The sequence below is a fragment of the Azohydromonas lata NBRC 102462 genome, from assembly GCF_001571085.1.
GTDB lineage: Bacteria > Pseudomonadota > Gammaproteobacteria > Burkholderiales > Burkholderiaceae_C > Azohydromonas > Azohydromonas lata.
The window spans coordinates 49,438-66,173 of record NZ_BCTC01000027.1 but is presented as its reverse complement, the minus strand read 5'-3'; the positions used below and the strand labels follow the sequence as shown (position 1 = coordinate 66,173).

Here is a 16,736-nt window from a genome sequence, read left to right as displayed (position 1 = left end):
GTCCAGCCAGTGCTTGACGACTGCGCTCACCCCAAGGCTGGCTTTTCTCGGGCGCATCCACCTGCGCCAAGCGCACCCGTAGCGTCTGCGACTGAGCGTCGCAGCGCACCGTCACCGTGTCGCCGTCAGAAATCCCCACGACAACGCAGAGCAGCAGTGACGGAAGCCCGAGAACCACGGCTTACGGCGTGATCTTGCGGGGCCGACCGCGGTGCCGCACAGTAGGTTCCAATCCTAAATCCGCCGGCGTCAGCTGGAATCCACGCATGAGATTCCGAACTTTCACCAAGGCCTCAAGGCGTTCCCCTTCTTCAATTTCTCGAAGTTGAGCTTCAGCTTCACGCAACTCCGCACGCAAGGTATTTATGCGTGTTTTCAAAGATTCTTTCGAAGGCTTGGCAACAGGCTTGATCCAGCCGCTAGGCAGGTCTTTTTCAGAGCTATACATCGAAATCCGCTCCCATTCAAAATCAAAATTTTTCAAATTCAGCGGTAAGGCCGCTTCTACATCAGCATTATTAACCAACAAATATGCTGACAGCGCCACCAGTGGTCAATGCATACTTTAACTTAATTAATCTTTGGAAGTCGGCACAGCGTCTCGTCCTTGCTGAAGGACGGCGTTGCCGCGCAAGAAATAAAAAAGCGTGACGCGGCCCAGAGGTCAGATCACGCTTTGTTCGATTGAGCAGCAGTTTCAATCTTCGTCGCCCTCGTCTTCCTGCTCGCCTTGGTAGCGCTCGTTATTGGGGTTGAGCTGATCCGATCGGTTGTCCTGGCTGGACTGATAAGCATCGTTGTTCGGGTTCAGGCTGTCGCTACGGTCGTCGTTCGGGGTACGGGGCATGTCAAAGGCCTCCAGTGAGGTTGAGGCTACGCCGCCGCGGCGCGTGCCACCACAAAGATATTCCTCCGATGCAATGCCTGCTCCCAGTCAAGGGTTGAAGCCGACCCACGTCCAGGATTGCACTACCGCACGGGGCATGTGCCAACTTCTTGGGCAGCAACGTAAATTCCTTGCACCACAACGACTTGCCGTCGCAAGAAGGTGTTTGCGAACACCCTTATGCACAGAACTTGTGGAAAACGCCTCAAGGCGAATTGCTTACGCCCGCGTCAGAAGTGTTCGTCGATGCGGCCTCCGCAGCGTCGTGGCCGGCGCCGGCCGCCCGCAACTCGATCGGCTCTGCCACTGGGGAGCGCTGCTGCGAGTCAGCAGCACCCTGGAGCGCAGCTTGTGCTCCGCCGTGGCCAGGCCTGACACCCTCGCGTGTGGCGACATGGCACGGCTGGGAAGAATAGGAGCCGGAGCGTTCCCATGGGGTGAGGAGCCACGACTGCATGTACCCGACGCCGCCCTCGAATTCGACACCACCCAGCACCATGCCCAATGGGGCTGCCCAGAGCAGCGAAGCATCGTAGAGGGGCGGCAGCAACTCGTCCTCGATGGCCCGGTCGAGCGCATGCAACGAGGCGACACGGCACACGCGGCGGCCCATCTCCTCAGCGGCGCGCTCCTGCACCCGCAGGTCGCCTCGAACCGGCACCTGGTAGGCAAGATCCTGCTTGGACACCGGCATGCCTCGATGCCGCTGACGCCGGACTTCAAACAGCATGGAAGGCCATTAAAACGCTGAACTGGTGGTAGCCCCGGAGCATCAACGGGGCGAGCGATAGCCCGTTTCGATCCAGGCGCTGGCGCTGGCGGAATTGAGCTTGAAGTCCGGCCGGACCTTCACGCTGGCCAGCTGCTCGCCATACGGGTTCTTGGCGGCGAGCACGGCGTAGGGCTCGTACTCGTCCGGCACGATATCGAGCTCCACCGTGATGCTCTCGCCGCCGGCAGACACGGTGACGTTCTTGTGCAGCATTGCGTGTCGGTGTTGCTCGGCTCGACGCCGTACTTCGCTGGCAGTTTTGACCAAGGTGTTGAATGCCGAGACATCAAGCGGCTTCGGGTTCTTCTTGTCCCGGCCCATGGTCCACGGCCCTACCAGCGCCGGCTCTGCTTCGCCTTGGCGCCACATCTCCACGGCCCAGCCGTCGTCCTCCTCGTTCTTGACTACTCGCGCGGTCCAGCCGCCGTCGATCCACAACCGGTCTGCATGTACCGTTTCCTGTTCCTCGACGGTGGACGCCCTCTCCAGTGCTTCAATTTCCATTTTTTTGCGCCTGATCCTGTATAAAACAACAGTATCGCAGAGGCGCGCGCAGTACGGCAGCATGGTGCCGTCCACAGTGACCGCTGGGAGTCAGACGGCGAGCCAGCGACCACAGGCCACCTTGCAGCGGTACAGGTGACGGTAGACAGCCGGCCACCCGCTGCGGACCTCGAACTGCCAGCCCCAAAGGCGCGAACCGCGTTCTAAGCCTTCAATTCCAAGGGGCGTCCGATGCCGGCCACCCATCCGCATCTTGGGCGGTCGTTGCTGCTGGTGCGCGGTAGTTGCCCTGACGTGCTGATGCTGGCACAGGTGGTAGCTGCCGCGGTGCTTGCGGTACCTGCCGCTCTACGCTGGTGATCGTGTCGCGTTTGCGCTTGACCTGGTAGGCGGTCAGCACTTGGCTTGCGATCAGATCCAGCGCTGGTCGCGGCTGGCCTTCACGATCTGTCCAGACCTTCGGCGTGAGACTGCCCGCCAGCGACACCGCGTCGCCGTCCGCGAGTGCGAGCAGCGCAGATTGCGCATCGACATCGAAGGCCAAGACGTTGACGAAGAGCGTTTCGCCGCCGGCGGTGGCGGCGCGTACCTTTGCCGTGACGAAAGGCTTGCCGCTGTTGTTGCCCACGCGCTGCTCAGGCCGTCCGTACACCTTCCCAGATACCAGTCCTTCGATCATCGCCGCAGCTCCGTTCCGCCAGACCGTGGTTCGTGGCCCATACAGTAGCGCAGCTTGCTGCAGCCGACAGAGTTGGACTGCTGCTCGGTATCCTGGGCAACGATTGCTGGAACGACCAAGTGCTGGCGCAACTGGTCTGGCTGAAAGGCACCACGATAAGGCGCAAGCCGGGCCTATCTACGTCTGTCGCCACAAGTTGGGCTGCATGACCGCCTGTATGAGCACAGTGGCACGTACCAAAATACCGTCTGACAGCCAATACGTTGAAGCTGCGTCCAGAATTTTCTTGAAAAACTCACCAACAATCACTTGAAATGTCCATACCGTCTTTCGAAATTGGAGTTTTGGAATCAATTTCCGAAATACTAGGCCATACAACAGAGGGCCTTTCTGGCTCCACCATTGCTCGATGCCTGCGCGAGTGCAGCATTAAAGATCCACATCCTTCAGTAACAAAGCGATTCCGACTTTTTGAAGCATTGAAAGCGAAGCAATTAGAGGATAAGTGCGGGAACAATGTTGCAAGTTTTCTGCAGCACGTTATGAACCCTGTTCGCCATCACAATTCACTTGATTGGTATGAGAACACTCGCTCCAAACTCAATCTCGTACTGGCGTTTGCTGGCTATGAGATGGGCATCAACGGCAAGCTATCGTTTGCAAAAAAAGCAGACACTCATTATCAAGCAATGGCTCGTGCGTCTCGCTTACGAGAGGCTTTAATATTAAGAAAGGTTCATCATGACGCTATTCGATATTGCCGAGAAGAGTTGCTAGTTGATAACTATTTTCATGCAGTATTTGAAGCTACGAAGAGTGTGGCAGACAAGATTAGAGAGAAAACGGGATTGAGTTTGGATGGATCGGAGTTGGTGGATGCAGCATTCTCGTTCAAGGCAGCTATTCCTCATCTGGCCCTAAACTCTTTACAGTCCGAGAGTGATCAGAGCGAACAACGTGGATTCATGAATCTACTAAAAGGTCTTTTTGGGACCTTCAGGAATACTGCCGCACATGCCCCAAAAATCACATGGAGAATAGAAGAGCAGGACGCTCTAGACATCTTTTCATTGGTTTCTCTTGTTCATCGACGCCTTGATACGGCGGTACTTGCCAAAGCCATATATGAAGGCCGTCAGTAAGCGTTGCGTCCTGGCCCTATAGGCAGAGCAGCCCGCCCTGAGCAGCATCGCCGGGACGCGTGCTCGCTTGCGTAGGTGTGCACGATGGAGGTAATGCACACATGGACAAGCGAGTCATCACGGACAGGGCCACGCGGCGGCAGCACAGCGCGGCCCTCAAGCGCGAGCTGGTCGAGCGCAGCCTGCAGCCCGGGGCGTCGGTGGCGGCCCTGGCGCAGGAGCACGGCATCAACGCCAACCTGCTCTTCAACTGGCGACGGCTGCACCTGGAGCAACAGCAGGCCGCGGCCCAGCCGCCCGCCGAGTCGGCGCCGGTGCTGTTGCCCGTGACGGTAGAGGAGCCGGTCGCTACACCGGCGGCCCCGCGCGCTTGCGCGCCGGCAACGCCGACGCCACGGCGTGTGGGTACGGGCGTGATCGAGGTCGAGATCGGTGCGGCGCTGGTGCGGCTGCGCGGCACGGTGGACGAGGCCAGCGTGCGCTGCGTGTTGCAGGCGCTGCTGGAGCTGCGGTGATCGGGCTGCCAGCCGGTACGCGGGTGTGGCTGGTGGCCGGCCATACCGACATGCGCAAGGGCTTCGACGGGCTGGCGGCGATGGTGCAGACGGCGCTGACGAGGAATCCGTTCGAGGGCCACGTCTTCGTCTTCCGAGGCCGCCGCGGCGACATCCTGAAGGTTTTGTGGTTCGACGGCCAGGGCCTAATGTTGTTATCGAAGAGGCTCGAGAGGGGACGCTTTGTCTGGCCGCAGGCGACCTCGGGCAGCGTCTCGCTCACGCCGGCGCAGCTGTCGATGCTGTTGGAAGGCATTGACTGGCGCATGCCGGTGCGCACGCACACGCCCGAGCTCGCTGCCTGAGCCAGGCCTGTTGCACGCGGCTCACGGGCCACTGGTCAGCTGCCGCCCAGCACGGCACAGTAGGGACCATGCCGCTGCCGCCTGGGCCTCACACCGTCGAGTCGCTGCTGCGCGTCATCGAGGCGCGCGACGCGGAGCTGGTGCTGCTCAAGCTCATGAACGAGAAGCTGCGGCTGCAGCTGGCGCGCCGCATCCGGGACCAGTACGGCGCCTCCAGCGAGCGCTTCGACGACGGCCAGCGCACGCTCATCGAGCCCGCACCGCTGCCGCCGGAACTGCCGCCGCTGCCCAAGGCGGCGCCGGCTCCGGCCGCCAATGCGCCGGCCCTGGACCGCAGCCTGCCCTCGCACCTGCCGCGCGAGGAGCTGGTGCACCAACCACCGGCCACGCACGCGCACCACGACAGCGCTGGCCAGGCCTGCGGCTGCAGCGCGTGCGGCGGCCGGCTGCGCCGCATCGGCGCCGATGTGTCGGAACAGCTGGAATACGTGCCCTCGCGCTTCAAGGTCATCCGCCATGTGCGGCCCAAGCTCGCCTGCGTGAAGTGCCAGACGATCTTCCAGGCCGAGGCACCGAGTCGCCCCATCGTGCGCGGCATCGCCGGGGCCGCCTTCATGGCGCACGTGATGGTCTCGAAGTATTGCGACCACATCCCCCTGTACCGGCAAAGCCGCATCAACGCGCGCAGCGGCGTGCACATCGACCGCTCCACGCTGGCGCGCTGGGTGGGCCAGGGCGAGAAGCTGCTGGACCCGCTGCTGGCGGCGCTCAGCCGCTACGTGCTGGCGGCCGAGAAGCTGCACGCCGACGACACGCCCGTGCCGGTGCTCTCGCCCGGCAAGGGCAAGACCAAGGAAGGCCGGCTGTGGGTCTACGTGCGCGACAACCGCCCGGCAGCCAGCGAGGAGGCACCGGCGGCGTGGTTCCAGTACTCGCCCGACCGTGAAGGCCGCCACCCGCGCGAGCACCTGGAGAAGTTCCGCGGCGTCCTGCAGGCCGACGGCTACAGCGGCTGGGCGCGGCTCTACGCCCAGGGCGTGACGGAAGCAGCCTGCTGGGCCCACGCAAGACGGCCGTGGTGGGACCTGTACGTCAGCACCGGGCGCAGCGAGGACTCGGTGGCGGCCCAGGCGCTGCGGCGCATCAAGGCGCTCTACGCCATCGAGGAGGACATCCGCGGGCAGCCGCCGGACGTCAGGCGCACGCACCGCCAGGCCCGGGCCGGTCCGCTGCTGCAGGAGTACCACGACTGGCTCACGGGCATGGTGGGCCGCGTGTCGAGGAAGTCTGAGCTGGCCCAGGCCATTGCCTACTCGCTCACGCGCTGGCAGGCCCTCACGCGCTACCGCGACGACGGCCGCATCGAGATCGACAACTCGGCCGCCGAGCGCAGCCTGCGTGGGGTCGCGCTCGGAAGATCGAATTTCCTCTTCATGGGCTCGGACGCCGGCGCCGAGCGCGCCGCGGCCATGTACAGCCTGGTGGAGACGGCGAAGCTCAACGGGCTGGACCCGCAGGCCTACCTGCGCGCGGTGTTCGAGCGCATCGCCGAGCACCGCGTCGACCGCGTCCACGAGCTGCTGCCCTGGAACATCGGCCGCGCCGAGCCGCTGCCGCAGCGCCAGGCCGCCTGAGAATAGCGACCCGAAGCCGGCTGCGCGGGTGCACCGGCGCGGTATTCCAGGGAGACGACGGCGGTGGACACGCAAGGCCCCAACCCCCAGCTCATCGACGCGCTCAGCCAGGCCAGCAGCCTGGAGCTGTTCCAGCTGAGCACCATCATCGAGCGCATGCTGGCCGACCCGCGCCGCATCATCGCCGTGCGCTCGCGCATGCACCTGGGCCAGACGGTGCGCTTCCTGGACTGGCACGACGGGCGCATGCGCAGCGGCAAAGTCGTGGCCATGCGCGACCACCAGGTGACGCTGCACGAGACCGACGCGCGGCGCGAGTGGAAGCTGCCCTACGCCGCCATCGAGCCGCCGCCGGCCGGGGCCCAGCCGGCCGCGTCAACTGCAGCAACGCCCGCGCCGCCAGCGCCGTCACAGCCGGGCCGGGATGACTTCCGCTGCGGCGAGAAGGTGTCTTTCGAGGACCGCTACATGCAGACCCAGATCGGCACCATCGTGCGGATCAACCAGCGCACGGCGACAGTCGAAACCGCAGACGGCCCGGGCTGGCGGGTGCCGTTCCGCCTGCTGCGCCACGTCGTCGATATCTGACTTCGGCAGCCTGTGCCAGTAGGGTGCAGGCGCCACGCTTACGGCCGTCATTAATTAGGGTCAGTAAAACAACGAAACCACCTTAGTTTCTCGGGTTTCTTATGGCGACACCAGGTCTACACCAAACAGGCCACAAAAATTACTGTTCCGTATTTGCTTATTGCGCTGCTCGCCAGCTTGCGCGGTTGAGTTACCCAAACCGCGGACCGCGGCATGGCCGGTAGCGTTTAGGGAACCTTGCCCGGTCAAGCGACAACGGCTTCAAGGGCGCGGCGCACGGCGGCGCTGGGCATTTGCCGGCGCTGGCGTTGACCCCTCAGCGACTGGGCCTGAAGCGGCTTCAACGGTTGCCGAGAACCGCTGTTGCTCGCGGCGCACGCCAGCTCGAACAACATCGGGCACGCCGTCACGGTCCAACGCCTCGACCAGTTGCCGCCAGGTCTGCCCTATGCGCTCAATGCGATCCTGGCTCAAAGGGCGTTGCCTCAGGGTCTGCAGAGCAGCGACTGGATCGAGCGGCGAGCTGGTCGATGCGTAGAGATCGTCTCCCTGACGGTCAACGATGCGCACGACGTCCACGGCGGGAGCCACTACCGACAGGGTGTTCGGCATCTGCTCGAGTGCGTCATCGTGGTAATGCGGCAGCGTGAAGCGGGGAAGCACATTGGCTCGCTGCAGCGCCCCTGCATACCGCTGGTAGATGCCCAACAGGCTGACCTCGGGATGCGCCAGCATCACACGCAGCTCGATCTTGAAGCCGCGGTTCGCGAACTCGCCCGCAGTACGGGTAACGACTGCAGGCTGCCGCATGGTTGTTTCTAAAACCGTGTTGAAGCCGCTGGCAGCCGCCTCCGAGATTCCTCTGCGTACCCACCAGCCCACATCGGTGCCGGTCTTGTCTGCAGCCGTGGCCGAGTCTTCCTGGATGAGCGCTTCGTAGTGCGGGTGATAGGTGCGCAGTTCGTCGCCGTTGATGAATGCGACCCCAGTACCCACAACGGCAAGCTCCTGCGTCGCGGCCAACACCGCGTAGGTCTTCCCCGCACCTGGCTGCCCCCCAACGATGACTAACCGGGGCTGGGCACTGGCACTGACGCCTTCGAAAAGCGCGTCGCGAATGGACTCCTGGTAGATCAGCTCGAGGGTCTGGTCATCAAGCAGCCGCATGGCACATGGGCTCACATGCTGGCGCTGCTGGCCACCGGCGCCGCTTGAAGCTTTACTGCAAGGACCGAGGCGTACTGGTCGTAGTGCGTCATGAGCTTGGAAATCTCGGCCTCGTTGTTGATGTCAAACGTCAGCCGGCCTCTCAAGATTTTGGCTCGTTCGGCGGCGTAAGAGGCGCGCTGGTCAGCTTGCGTCTCCCGCGCTTCCAGGCGTGCGAGCCGGGCAGCCACGGTACTCATGAGTTCCAAAAGCAGTTCGCATTGGATTGCGACTGGGATGGGGAGCTGGGCGTTTTCCATGGCAAACCATTCTCCAGTTTCACGACAGCACCTGCCAGGACCTGGACCGTTCACCCTGGTCCAGCAGCGCCCGTAGTGGCTTGACATCGCCAGAGCCGCGCTCACAGCAGCACTTCCTGTGCCTCGCTGCCCCAGAGTTCGCGGGCCAGCCAGTTCAGGAAAGCAACCTGGGTCATCTTGGAGACTCGGGCTTTCACGCGCAAGTTGGGCAGGTGCTGCTGGGCGTTGTAGCGCTCACGCAAGGCTTCCTTGTCCGTGGGTGACTGCTTGTCGTAGTGCGCACGGGCGAGCTCGCGACGCTTGGCAGCAGCAGCGTCGCTCTCATCCGGCGCGCCGACGTCGTTGGCCGCCTCGGCGGCAACAGGACCTGCTGCCTGCGTGACTTGCGGCGTGGCGATGTCGCCAGCGTATCCCCAGCCAAGTTCCAGCGCGCGGCGAAAGTACGCGGCAGGCGACTCCAGCGGAGTTTGCGCGCTGTCGGTCTGGCGCAGTTCGGTGTAATGCAGCGCAGCGTGCAGCCGTGGCACCGGATAGAGGCTTGCCAGGCGCTTGGCCTCCATGGCCGGCACGCCCAGCCGCACGATGCGCTCGACCAGCCGCTCGGCCTCGACAGGAACCTTGACGTTTTGGCTCTTGCGCGTCACACGGAACTGGACGTCAGCTATGCGACGGCCCTCGCGGAACTCGATGAGCTCGATGTCGTGATCCGAGCAGGCGTTGATCTCTGCGATGGCCGGCACGAGCGCGCGCTTCTTGAGCACCTTCCAGTCGGCGAAGGATGCCTTCCCCGCGCCGTCGAGCACCGAGTCGCGCAGCTCTTCCCAGCGCAACCTTTTGGTCTGACCGAGGTTCTCGAAACGCACGCAGAACTCCCACAGCTGCAACGCCGCCGCGGTGGTAAAGCGGCGCATGACAGACATATTGATGAGCGCGTAGACCTCCGGGCGCAGCAGCTCGCGGTAGATGTTGTCGCTGATCTGCCAGCGGATATAGCCTCGGGACAGGGCCACGCCGTGAAACAGCACCTGCGCTTGCCACTCGTCGGTCCGCCGGTCGCCAGCTGCAAACACGTCGAACTCGAAGATGATGCGCATGAGCGCCTTCGCTGACTCCTTGAGGTGCTTCGTGTTGTGCGAGCCTCCAAACCCCGTTTCCTGCCGCAGCTTCATCAGCGGCATCTGCCACCAGCCGTCACGGCCACGCGGGTTCTCGATCGCGTGCTTCATCCAGGCGTTGGCAATCTTGCGCTGCATCACGGTCAACGAATGCCCGCGCGGGACGCTGTGCACCACTTTGACGGTCTTGCGCCACAGGTCGTCGGGCTCTTGAGACTCCGTTGGAAGCAGGCTGGCCTGCGGTGATCCAGCGACTTCGCGCGATCTGCGGTTCAAGCGGTAGCTCCAGGAAGCGGGACAAAGTTACATCGCAGTGTACCGGTTAGGCATCCGAAGCGGCCACTGTTACGTTGGAGCAGCGGCAGCCGAAGCCCGTGGCGATGGGGTGTCCTGGGCTGTTCGATGCGACCTTTCAAAGCAACGGCCTGTTTTAAACCTTTAAGACCTTTAATACGTTTTAAACCTTTAGGGTCAAATTTCTTCAATGCTGACAGTCACTTGGAAGAGTTTGAGGGACAACTTTTGGGAGTTTGGGGGACAGCTTTTGGGCTTTTGGGGGTGTGGATATGGGCTTTTGGGGGACAGCTTTTGGGCTTTTGGGGGTGTGGATATGGGCTTTTGGGAGACAACCTTTGGGCTGTTGGCCTAAGGGTCAGGCCGTCCACGAGACCTTACTCAGCGCAACCAGGAACGTACCTGTGCCGCGACGCAATGAATGCCTACGGTCCGGGGCGAAGCTGATCGCTGACCTATGCGTACCAGAGCTGCTGACCAAGCTGTTCGCTGCCAACGCCCGCCGCTCTGTGGGGTGGTATCGCTGTTCGGCACGCAGAGTGCTGAGGCGCGCTGGAGATCAAGTGGGAGCTGGTTCTGCAGTCCCTATAGCTGCCTACAACAGCTGTGGCCGGCTGCTCAATCCGGCTGCAGCCCCAAGCGGCAAGTCCTCGGGGAAGCGTCTGGATTGCGCAAGGGAGACAGGCTTTGGGCTTCGTGCGGTGTGGAGAGCAGCCAAATGCCCAAAACCTGTACCCCTTGAGCCCATTTAAGACCGAAAGGGGACAGCTTTTGGGAGCCTGGAGGCTTTAGCAGGATCCGGTGATCCCAGACGCTGCCCCCAGTGCGGTCTCCGAAGAGCCAAAGGGACAGCTTTTGGGCTTTCGGAGCGTGACTTAACGCCCAGCGAATCCCAAAAGGTGTCCCTGTTGCTGCTCTCAAGGCCTGAAAGGGGACAGCTTTTGGGCTTTCTGAAGCCTTTCACGCTAGCAACTCCCAAAAGTTGTCCCTCGTGGACCCGGCGAGAGGACAGGCAGGGCAGGGGCTGAAGCACGCAGCGGCCATGAGCCCAGCCAAGTGCGCGGCGCCAGATGATGCAGAAGCGGTCAGCCCATTTGCGCTTGGCCATCCACTCCACGGAAACAACATACGAGCAACAACTGAGCCGCATTCCTGACCTTGGTTTGCGGTTGCTCCTTCCTTGAATTTCCTGTTCTTTACCTATTTCTCGCGCTGGTGCGGTGCAGTCCAGATAAGCCAGGGGGAGGAGAAAAGGGGGGTGAATACCGGGGAATTAACCCCAGAAGGTGCGGGGTGTCGTTTATCTACCGGTATGTTGTGTTCAAGAGCGGCTGCACTCTGTGGCTCCTGTGCGCGGCGCTGCGGCTGGAGCTGATTCGCCGCAGTCAGGCTTGCCGGACTTTTGTAATTCCGTATAGTGCAGTGAATACGGAGCGCAAGAGGTGATCCTGTGGCTGCACTGCAAGACGCGTCGCAACTGCCATTTCCCGTTCAAGGCGACGGGTTGGCTCCAAGTCCAGCACCGGCCCCGCGCCGTGAAGATTCCTCCGCCACGGCGGCCCAAGCCCTCCCCAAAGCCGTTGCACGCGAAACTCATTACGTCCCGGCCAGCGCTGCGAGCATCGAGCAGGACATGGCCGACGCACTGTCACAGCTGCATCGCACCGAGGACGCGGTCAAGCCGGCCGTGCAGGCTGAGCTCAGCCGCCGGCTGATGCAGTGGCTCGCCAGGAGTTCCGTCAAGCTCAACTTCCTGCTCGCGGGCGGCCTGGTCGCCTCGGTGTTCCTCAACGCGGTGCTGGTTTTTGCCGCCCTCAACCCGGTGCGCGAGTTCTTTGCTTCGGACAACGGGCGGCTCTTCCCGCTGATCCCGCTGAGCAGGCCCTACACGAAGGCACCGGCCGTCATCCAGTTCGCCAAAGACACCCTCAACGAATCCTTCACGCTGGACTTTTCCAACTACCGTGCCCAGCTCGAAGCCGTACGGCCGAAGTACGACCGCGAGGGCTACGCCTCGTTCCTGGAGGCGTTGAAGAAGTCAAACATCCTGGAGCTGGTCACCTCCAAGCGGATGAACGTCTCTGCCACGGTGGGCACGGGCGTACTGGTCAAGGACGGCACCGAGAACGGCGTGTATGTCTGGTACGTCGAAGTCCCGCTTGAGCTGCGCCTGGCCGGGCAGATGACGGAGATGCCCGCGCAACGGTTCCGCGCAACGGTCCGGGTCACGCGCGTGTCGACCCTCGACAACGTCCTTGGCATCGCCGTCGGGCAGCTCGTGACCGCACCGCGCTGAAGGAGCTGCCCATGAAGTCTCGAAGTGGGTATGCAGCGGCCTTTGCGGTTGCTGCGCTTGCCGCTCAGGCGGTGCACGCACAGCAACAAACGGCACCCGCGGCTGGCGTTGTCCACCCCGCAGCCACCCCTGCCGCGGCACCAGCCGCGCCGGCGCCAGCAACAGCGCCCGGGACATGGGTACAAGCCGCGCCCGCTGCGGCGCCGGCACAGTTTCCGCCCTCGCCTGCGGCCATGCAGGCCGCGCAAGCGGCCCAAGCTGCTCAAGCCCGCAGCCAGCAAATGCAGGCCGCATTTCCGCCGACCAACTATGGCGCCCCGAACTATGCAGGCGGGGCGCCGGCGGCCGCTGGTGCTGGCGCAGCTGGCGCGCAAGGTCAAAACGGCACGGCACCTCTGCCGCCACTGGTTCCTCCCACCGACTACCAGCGGGCCAGCACGATGGTCTCACCGCTCAAGAGCCAGGAGATCCGCCAGCTGCGCAGGCGCTTCGAAGACACGCGCGCGGCCAAGGCCGACCGCCCCGTGCGTACCCTGCCGCGCATCCGCTCCGTCTCCGTGGACCTCTCACCCGGCGCCACGCCGCCGATCCTGCGCACGCTGCCCGGGGAAACGTCCACCGTCGTGTTTCTTGATGCCGCGGGCGCTCCGTGGCCACTGGGTGCTGCGCCCCGTGTGAGCAGACCCAATCAGGTTGCCAGCGCCGAATGGATCGACGGCTCGCCTTCGGTCGTTGTGACGATGCTCTCGCCCTATGAGGAAGCCAACCTGACCGCGTTCCTCGTGGGGCTGGCAACTCCGGTGGTGATCAAGCTCGTGGCCGGTGAGCCCGACGCCAAGACCCGTACCCGTGAAGTCGACTACCGGCTTGATTTGCGTGTGCCGGGGCACAGCCCGTGGGCACAAGCTGCCGTGCCGGGCGTTGCCAAGATCGGGCTCTACGACGACACCATGCAAGCCTTCCTAGACGGCTTGCCGCCCAACGACGCCGTGCGGTTGAAACCACGTGGCGAGGTGCCACCGCGCACTGACGTGTGGCAGTACGCCGGCGCCCTTTTCGTGCGCACGGACCGCGACATCCAGACCGCGTTCGACAACACGCTGGCCGCCAGCGACGGCACGCGCGTCTACAGGCTCGCGCCTACGCCTTACGTCACCCTCAGCGATGCGGGCCGCTCGCTGACTTTCCAACTCGACTTGCCCTGAGAGGGTCGCGCATGACCAAACTGCAGGCGGATTTCGGACGCCAGACCGTCGTCGTCGCGGCCCTGGGCCTCGTTGCCGTCGCCGGCGTGAGCTACCTGGGCTACTCCTGGTGGCAAAGCAGCCGTGCAACCCCGTCGCAGGTCGCTGCGGTGCAGGGCAACGGGCAGGGCACCAGCGCCGAGGAGTCGGCGCGCTACCAGCAGATCCTGCGCGACTACAACGAGCGCCAGGCCGCGCAAGCCAAGGCCGCCAAGGGCACCTACGTGTCCGTGCCGTCCACTCGCTCGGTTGATGCGCAGCAAGGTGCAAGCGATGACGCGCCGCCGCCCACGACGCCGGCACCTGCGCCAGCGCCGGCACCCGCGCCGCCTCCTGCCCCCACTCCCGCGCCGCAGCAGCCCGCGCAGCAAGTGGCCGTGGACCCGGAGCGCTTCAAGGCGGTGGAGATGCAGGTTCAGACGCTGATGGAAAACTGGGCCGGAGAGAAGCATGGCCTGGCGGCCGTGGCGCAGGACGGCAAGGCGTACACGGCATCGCTTCAGCCTGCGCCGCCGGCATCCGCTCCCGCAGGGACACAACAGCAGGGCGGGGCCGCAGGCGAGCAACTGGTGCCTGGCTACGAACTCGTGGCCGCCGAGCTGCGCACGGGCATCGACACCGATGAAAACTCCATGGTCGAAGCGCACATCCCGGCCGGCCCTTACGCGGGTGCGAGCGTGTTTGCGCCCGGCTACAGGCGGCTGGAGAACACCGTCGACATGACCTTTACCGGCATGTCCTGGCGCGGGCGCACTTACAAGATTGAAGCCAAGGCCGTTGACAAGGATTCGCTGCGCACGGCGCTGTCCGGCGAGGTCAACAACCGCTACTTCAGTCGCATCGTGCTGCCCTCCCTAGCCATCGGCCTGGGACGGGTCGGGCAGCTCTTCGAGCGCAGCGGCAGCACGACGATCATCTCGCCGCTGGGCGGCGCCGTGATCTCCGCACCGGACTCGGTCAGCGGCCGCCAAGTCACGGGAGCCGTTGTCGGCGGTGCGGCACAGCAAGCGGGCAATGTCCTCGCGCGTGATGCGGCCGCCATTCCGCCCAAGCAGGTGCTGGTGCCCCCGAACACCACGATCGGCGTGCGTTTCCTCTCCCCGGTCTTCGCCAGCGACGAGATCCGCGGCAACACCACACCCACGCCCGCCGCTGCCACTGGCAATACGCGCAGCCAGGCTCCACAGCTCGCGCCGGCGCAAGCGTGGCAGCAGGCCGCGCCGCCGCCTCCGATGGTCCCAACCGTTCCTGGAATGCCTGGCGTGCCCGGTGCGCCGCTGCAGTACCCACCGGGGTACACGCCGCCGTACGCGCCTGCCCCATACGGGGCGGCCCAGTGATCCTTCAACCACGCAGCCGAGGTGCACCGTGAACCCCAACAGCTCCAATGCCGCTGAAGAAGACTTCTTTTCCTCGCCTGTGACGCCGGCACCGGCCGCAGCTGCACCCGTTGCTACGGCCGCAGTAGCAGCACCGCCGGAACCGGGCACCAAGCCTGCGGCGCATACGAAAGTCAAGCCCTACCACGTGGGCGGAGGACTCTTCCTAGTCGCCGCTGCCGTCCTCTTCGGCAACCCCTTCGCCAGTACCTCCAACGCCCAGTCCAACCCCAATGCTGATGCGTTGATGACGGGCTCGCACTACGCTGCCGGCACGGACGCCACCTATCAAGTCTCCTCCGCGGTGGAACCGCAAACACATGGCAGCAACGTGGCGCGCGAGGCGGCGCAGCCGGCACAGCCGGGGCCCGTACAGCAGGCGCTGCTGCCGCAGCCAGTCGCGCAGAGCGCAGCGGTGCCCGCCCCGTCGAGCAGCGTGCCGGCGGGGTCCATGTCTGCAAATCCGATGGCCAGCAACGCCGCGGTGAGCGAACTCGTGGCACTGCGTACGCAGCTCGCTGCCATGCAAGGCGAACTCGTGGGCCTGCGCGCAGACCTGGCCGCGGCACGCGCTGCACAGCCCGCCGCTGCGCGCCCCCGCACCGCAGCCGCTCCCGCGCGGTCCAGGCAGGTTGCCGCGGTTCGCGCCGAAGCAGACCGCGGCGTGCTCACCGGGTACCGGGTCAACACCATCTACCCCGGCCAAGCCTGGATCGAGGCGGGCGGGAAGACCTTCCTGGTTGAACCCGGCACGCTGGTCGACGGCATCCGCGTCACAAGCATCGACGCGGTATCGCGGCGCGTGCACACCACGCAAGGCGACATCCTCTGACGCGGGAGCACGGTCATGGATCTCGCAACGATGATGGTCAACCTGGCCAACGAGATCACCGGGCCAGCGTGGAAGCTGCTGTGGGTGGTCTCAGCGCTGTGCGGCACGGCGTACTTCGGCCACATCGTCGGGAAGATGATGCGCGCCTCGCAGTTCCCCGGACAGCGGTCGCTGACCCTGGGCGATGTCGGGATAGTGGCCATCATCGCTGCGTGCATGGTCAACCTCTCGCAACTGATCAACGTCACATGGAATTCGTTTGGTGCGGGCACGGTCAGCTACGGCCCCATCAGCTATAGCGGCGCCGCCAGCTTCGGCGTCTTCGCTGCCGCCATCAATGCCGTCCTGACCCTCGTGTCCATCTCGGGCGGCTACTTCTTCTTCCGGGGCGCCCTGCTCTGGAGAAGGGCTGCCGTCGCGGGGGATTCCTCGCACGGCACCGACGACGTCGCCTGGCGTGCCAGCACGCACATGCTCGGCGGCGCCGCTCTCGTACAGATCACCGACATGATCGAGCGTCTTCGCTCGACGCTCGGCCTGGTCTGGTGATCCACCTGGTGATTTTTTCTTCGCACAGGAGCTGCACACCATGAAGCTGAGCAATCTCAATCCCTTGAATCTGCTCGACGAAGCCGGCCGCTTCGTCCACGTGAAGCTCACGGCCGCCGCGGTGGCGGCAGCCACACCGAGCCCGCGGGATCTGCAGCAGCGCCGGCTGATGCAGATTGGTGCCGGCGTCACGCTGCTGGGCCTGGCCGCCGGGGCCCACGCCGGCGGCTTCGCCGACTTGTTCACCGTCGCTGCGACGCAGGGTGATTCCATGAAGGGATCGCTCGGAAAGATCTTTGCAGCCGGCGGCTTTGGAGGTGCGGGGTACGGCGGCTACAACTGGTGGCGCAAGGGCAAGGAGGGTGAGAACAGCCAGGTCAAGGGCAGCCAGATCGTGGTGCCGCTGCTCGGCGGCAGCGCTCTGGCAGCCACGGGCTTCATGCTCGTCAAGGCTGGCGAAACCGTGGGCATCGCGGGCCTCGTTCCCTGAACGGCAG

At 64.2% G+C, this 16,736-nt stretch carries 19 protein-coding genes; 11 read left to right on the top strand and 8 right to left on the bottom strand.

The features are described from left to right. Window positions 1-181 precede the first annotated feature (181 nt). From ALA01S_RS32935 to ALA01S_RS31750, 5 genes are all read right to left on the bottom strand, one after another. Entirely contained in the window at window positions 182-547 is a 366-nt protein-coding gene (locus ALA01S_RS32935) for a hypothetical protein (protein WP_157118961.1), read from the bottom strand. Between the two features lie 150 nt (window positions 548-697). Then, window positions 698-847: a hypothetical protein gene (locus ALA01S_RS33940; RefSeq protein ID WP_169805907.1), complete on the bottom strand. Its 150-nt coding sequence runs from the start codon at window positions 845-847 to the stop codon at window positions 698-700. A gap of 244 nt (window positions 848-1,091) precedes the next feature. Beyond that, window positions 1,092-1,616: a hypothetical protein gene (locus ALA01S_RS12040; protein WP_157118960.1), complete on the bottom strand. Its 525-nt coding sequence runs from the start codon at window positions 1,614-1,616 to the stop codon at window positions 1,092-1,094. Window positions 1,617-1,658: 42 nt separating this feature from the next. After that, complete coding sequence (locus ALA01S_RS12035) at window positions 1,659-2,162, bottom strand: hypothetical protein (RefSeq protein WP_066336552.1); 504 nt, start codon at window positions 2,160-2,162, stop codon at window positions 1,659-1,661. A 211-nt stretch (window positions 2,163-2,373) separates the two neighbouring features. Continuing rightward, on the bottom strand, window positions 2,374-2,841 hold the full coding sequence (locus ALA01S_RS31750; RefSeq protein ID WP_084267475.1) for a single-stranded DNA-binding protein: 468 nt from the start codon (window positions 2,839-2,841) through the stop codon (window positions 2,374-2,376). Window positions 2,842-3,155: 314 nt separating this feature from the next. Between ALA01S_RS31750 and ALA01S_RS31745 the strand changes: the two genes are divergently transcribed. The 5 genes from ALA01S_RS31745 (at window position 3,156) to ALA01S_RS12015 (ending at window position 7,064) form a co-directional block, all read left to right on the top strand. Next, window positions 3,156-3,983: a TIGR02391 family protein gene (locus tag ALA01S_RS31745; protein ID WP_084267474.1), complete on the top strand. Its 828-nt coding sequence runs from the start codon at window positions 3,156-3,158 to the stop codon at window positions 3,981-3,983. A gap of 101 nt (window positions 3,984-4,084) precedes the next feature. Continuing rightward, window positions 4,085-4,498 carry an IS66-like element accessory protein TnpA gene (gene tnpA, locus ALA01S_RS12030; protein ID WP_066336550.1) on the top strand — a complete coding sequence of 138 codons (414 nt, stop codon included), beginning with the start codon at window positions 4,085-4,087 and terminating at the stop codon, window positions 4,496-4,498. Continuing rightward, complete coding sequence (tnpB, locus tag ALA01S_RS12025; RefSeq protein WP_066336546.1) at window positions 4,495-4,842, top strand: IS66 family insertion sequence element accessory protein TnpB; 348 nt, start codon at window positions 4,495-4,497, stop codon at window positions 4,840-4,842. Before tnpA ends, tnpB begins: the two co-directional genes overlap by 4 nt. A 68-nt stretch (window positions 4,843-4,910) precedes the next feature. Continuing rightward, a complete protein-coding gene (gene tnpC / locus ALA01S_RS12020) occupies window positions 4,911-6,476 on the top strand; it encodes an IS66 family transposase (RefSeq protein ID WP_066336543.1) in 1,566 nt (521 codons plus the stop codon). Between the two features lie 63 nt (window positions 6,477-6,539). After that, entirely contained in the window at window positions 6,540-7,064 is a 525-nt protein-coding gene (locus tag ALA01S_RS12015; RefSeq protein WP_066336540.1) for a hypothetical protein, read from the top strand. Window positions 7,065-7,325: 261 nt separating this feature from the next. Here the strand turns inward: ALA01S_RS12015 and ALA01S_RS12010 are convergent, their stop codons facing one another. The 3 genes from ALA01S_RS12010 to ALA01S_RS12000 form a co-directional block, all read right to left on the bottom strand. Beyond that, window positions 7,326-8,231: a zeta toxin family protein gene (locus tag ALA01S_RS12010; RefSeq protein ID WP_066336538.1), complete on the bottom strand. Its 906-nt coding sequence runs from the start codon at window positions 8,229-8,231 to the stop codon at window positions 7,326-7,328. 11 nt (window positions 8,232-8,242) lie between these two features. Next, window positions 8,243-8,530 (bottom strand): hypothetical protein, encoded by a 288-nt coding sequence (locus tag ALA01S_RS12005; RefSeq protein WP_066336533.1) that lies wholly within the window; start codon window positions 8,528-8,530, stop codon window positions 8,243-8,245. A 101-nt stretch (window positions 8,531-8,631) separates the two neighbouring features. Next, window positions 8,632-9,921 carry a replication initiation protein gene (locus tag ALA01S_RS12000; RefSeq protein ID WP_084267473.1) on the bottom strand — a complete coding sequence of 430 codons (1,290 nt, stop codon included), beginning with the start codon at window positions 9,919-9,921 and terminating at the stop codon, window positions 8,632-8,634. A gap of 1,651 nt (window positions 9,922-11,572) precedes the next feature. Between ALA01S_RS12000 and ALA01S_RS11995 the strand changes: the two genes are divergently transcribed. From ALA01S_RS11995 to ALA01S_RS11970, 6 genes are all read left to right on the top strand, one after another. Further along, entirely contained in the window at window positions 11,573-12,235 is a 663-nt protein-coding gene (locus ALA01S_RS11995) for a DotI/IcmL family type IV secretion protein (protein ID WP_066336527.1), read from the top strand. 233 nt (window positions 12,236-12,468) lie between these two features. Then, window positions 12,469-13,440 (top strand): DotH/IcmK family type IV secretion protein, encoded by a 972-nt coding sequence (locus ALA01S_RS11990; RefSeq protein ID WP_238455777.1) that lies wholly within the window; start codon window positions 12,469-12,471, stop codon window positions 13,438-13,440. An 11-nt stretch (window positions 13,441-13,451) separates the two neighbouring features. Then, window positions 13,452-14,819, top strand: coding sequence for a conjugal transfer protein TraO (gene traO / locus ALA01S_RS11985; protein ID WP_066336525.1), 1,368 nt, complete (start codon window positions 13,452-13,454; stop codon window positions 14,817-14,819). 28 nt (window positions 14,820-14,847) lie between these two features. Continuing rightward, on the top strand, window positions 14,848-15,690 hold the full coding sequence (locus tag ALA01S_RS11980; protein WP_157118959.1) for a hypothetical protein: 843 nt from the start codon (window positions 14,848-14,850) through the stop codon (window positions 15,688-15,690). A 15-nt stretch (window positions 15,691-15,705) separates the two neighbouring features. Beyond that, window positions 15,706-16,239 (top strand): conjugal transfer protein TraQ, encoded by a 534-nt coding sequence (gene traQ / locus ALA01S_RS11975; protein ID WP_066336519.1) that lies wholly within the window; start codon window positions 15,706-15,708, stop codon window positions 16,237-16,239. A 40-nt stretch (window positions 16,240-16,279) separates the two neighbouring features. Then, on the top strand, window positions 16,280-16,729 hold the full coding sequence (locus ALA01S_RS11970; protein ID WP_066336518.1) for a DUF6750 family protein: 450 nt from the start codon (window positions 16,280-16,282) through the stop codon (window positions 16,727-16,729). The last annotated feature ends 7 nt before the right edge of the window (window positions 16,730-16,736 follow it).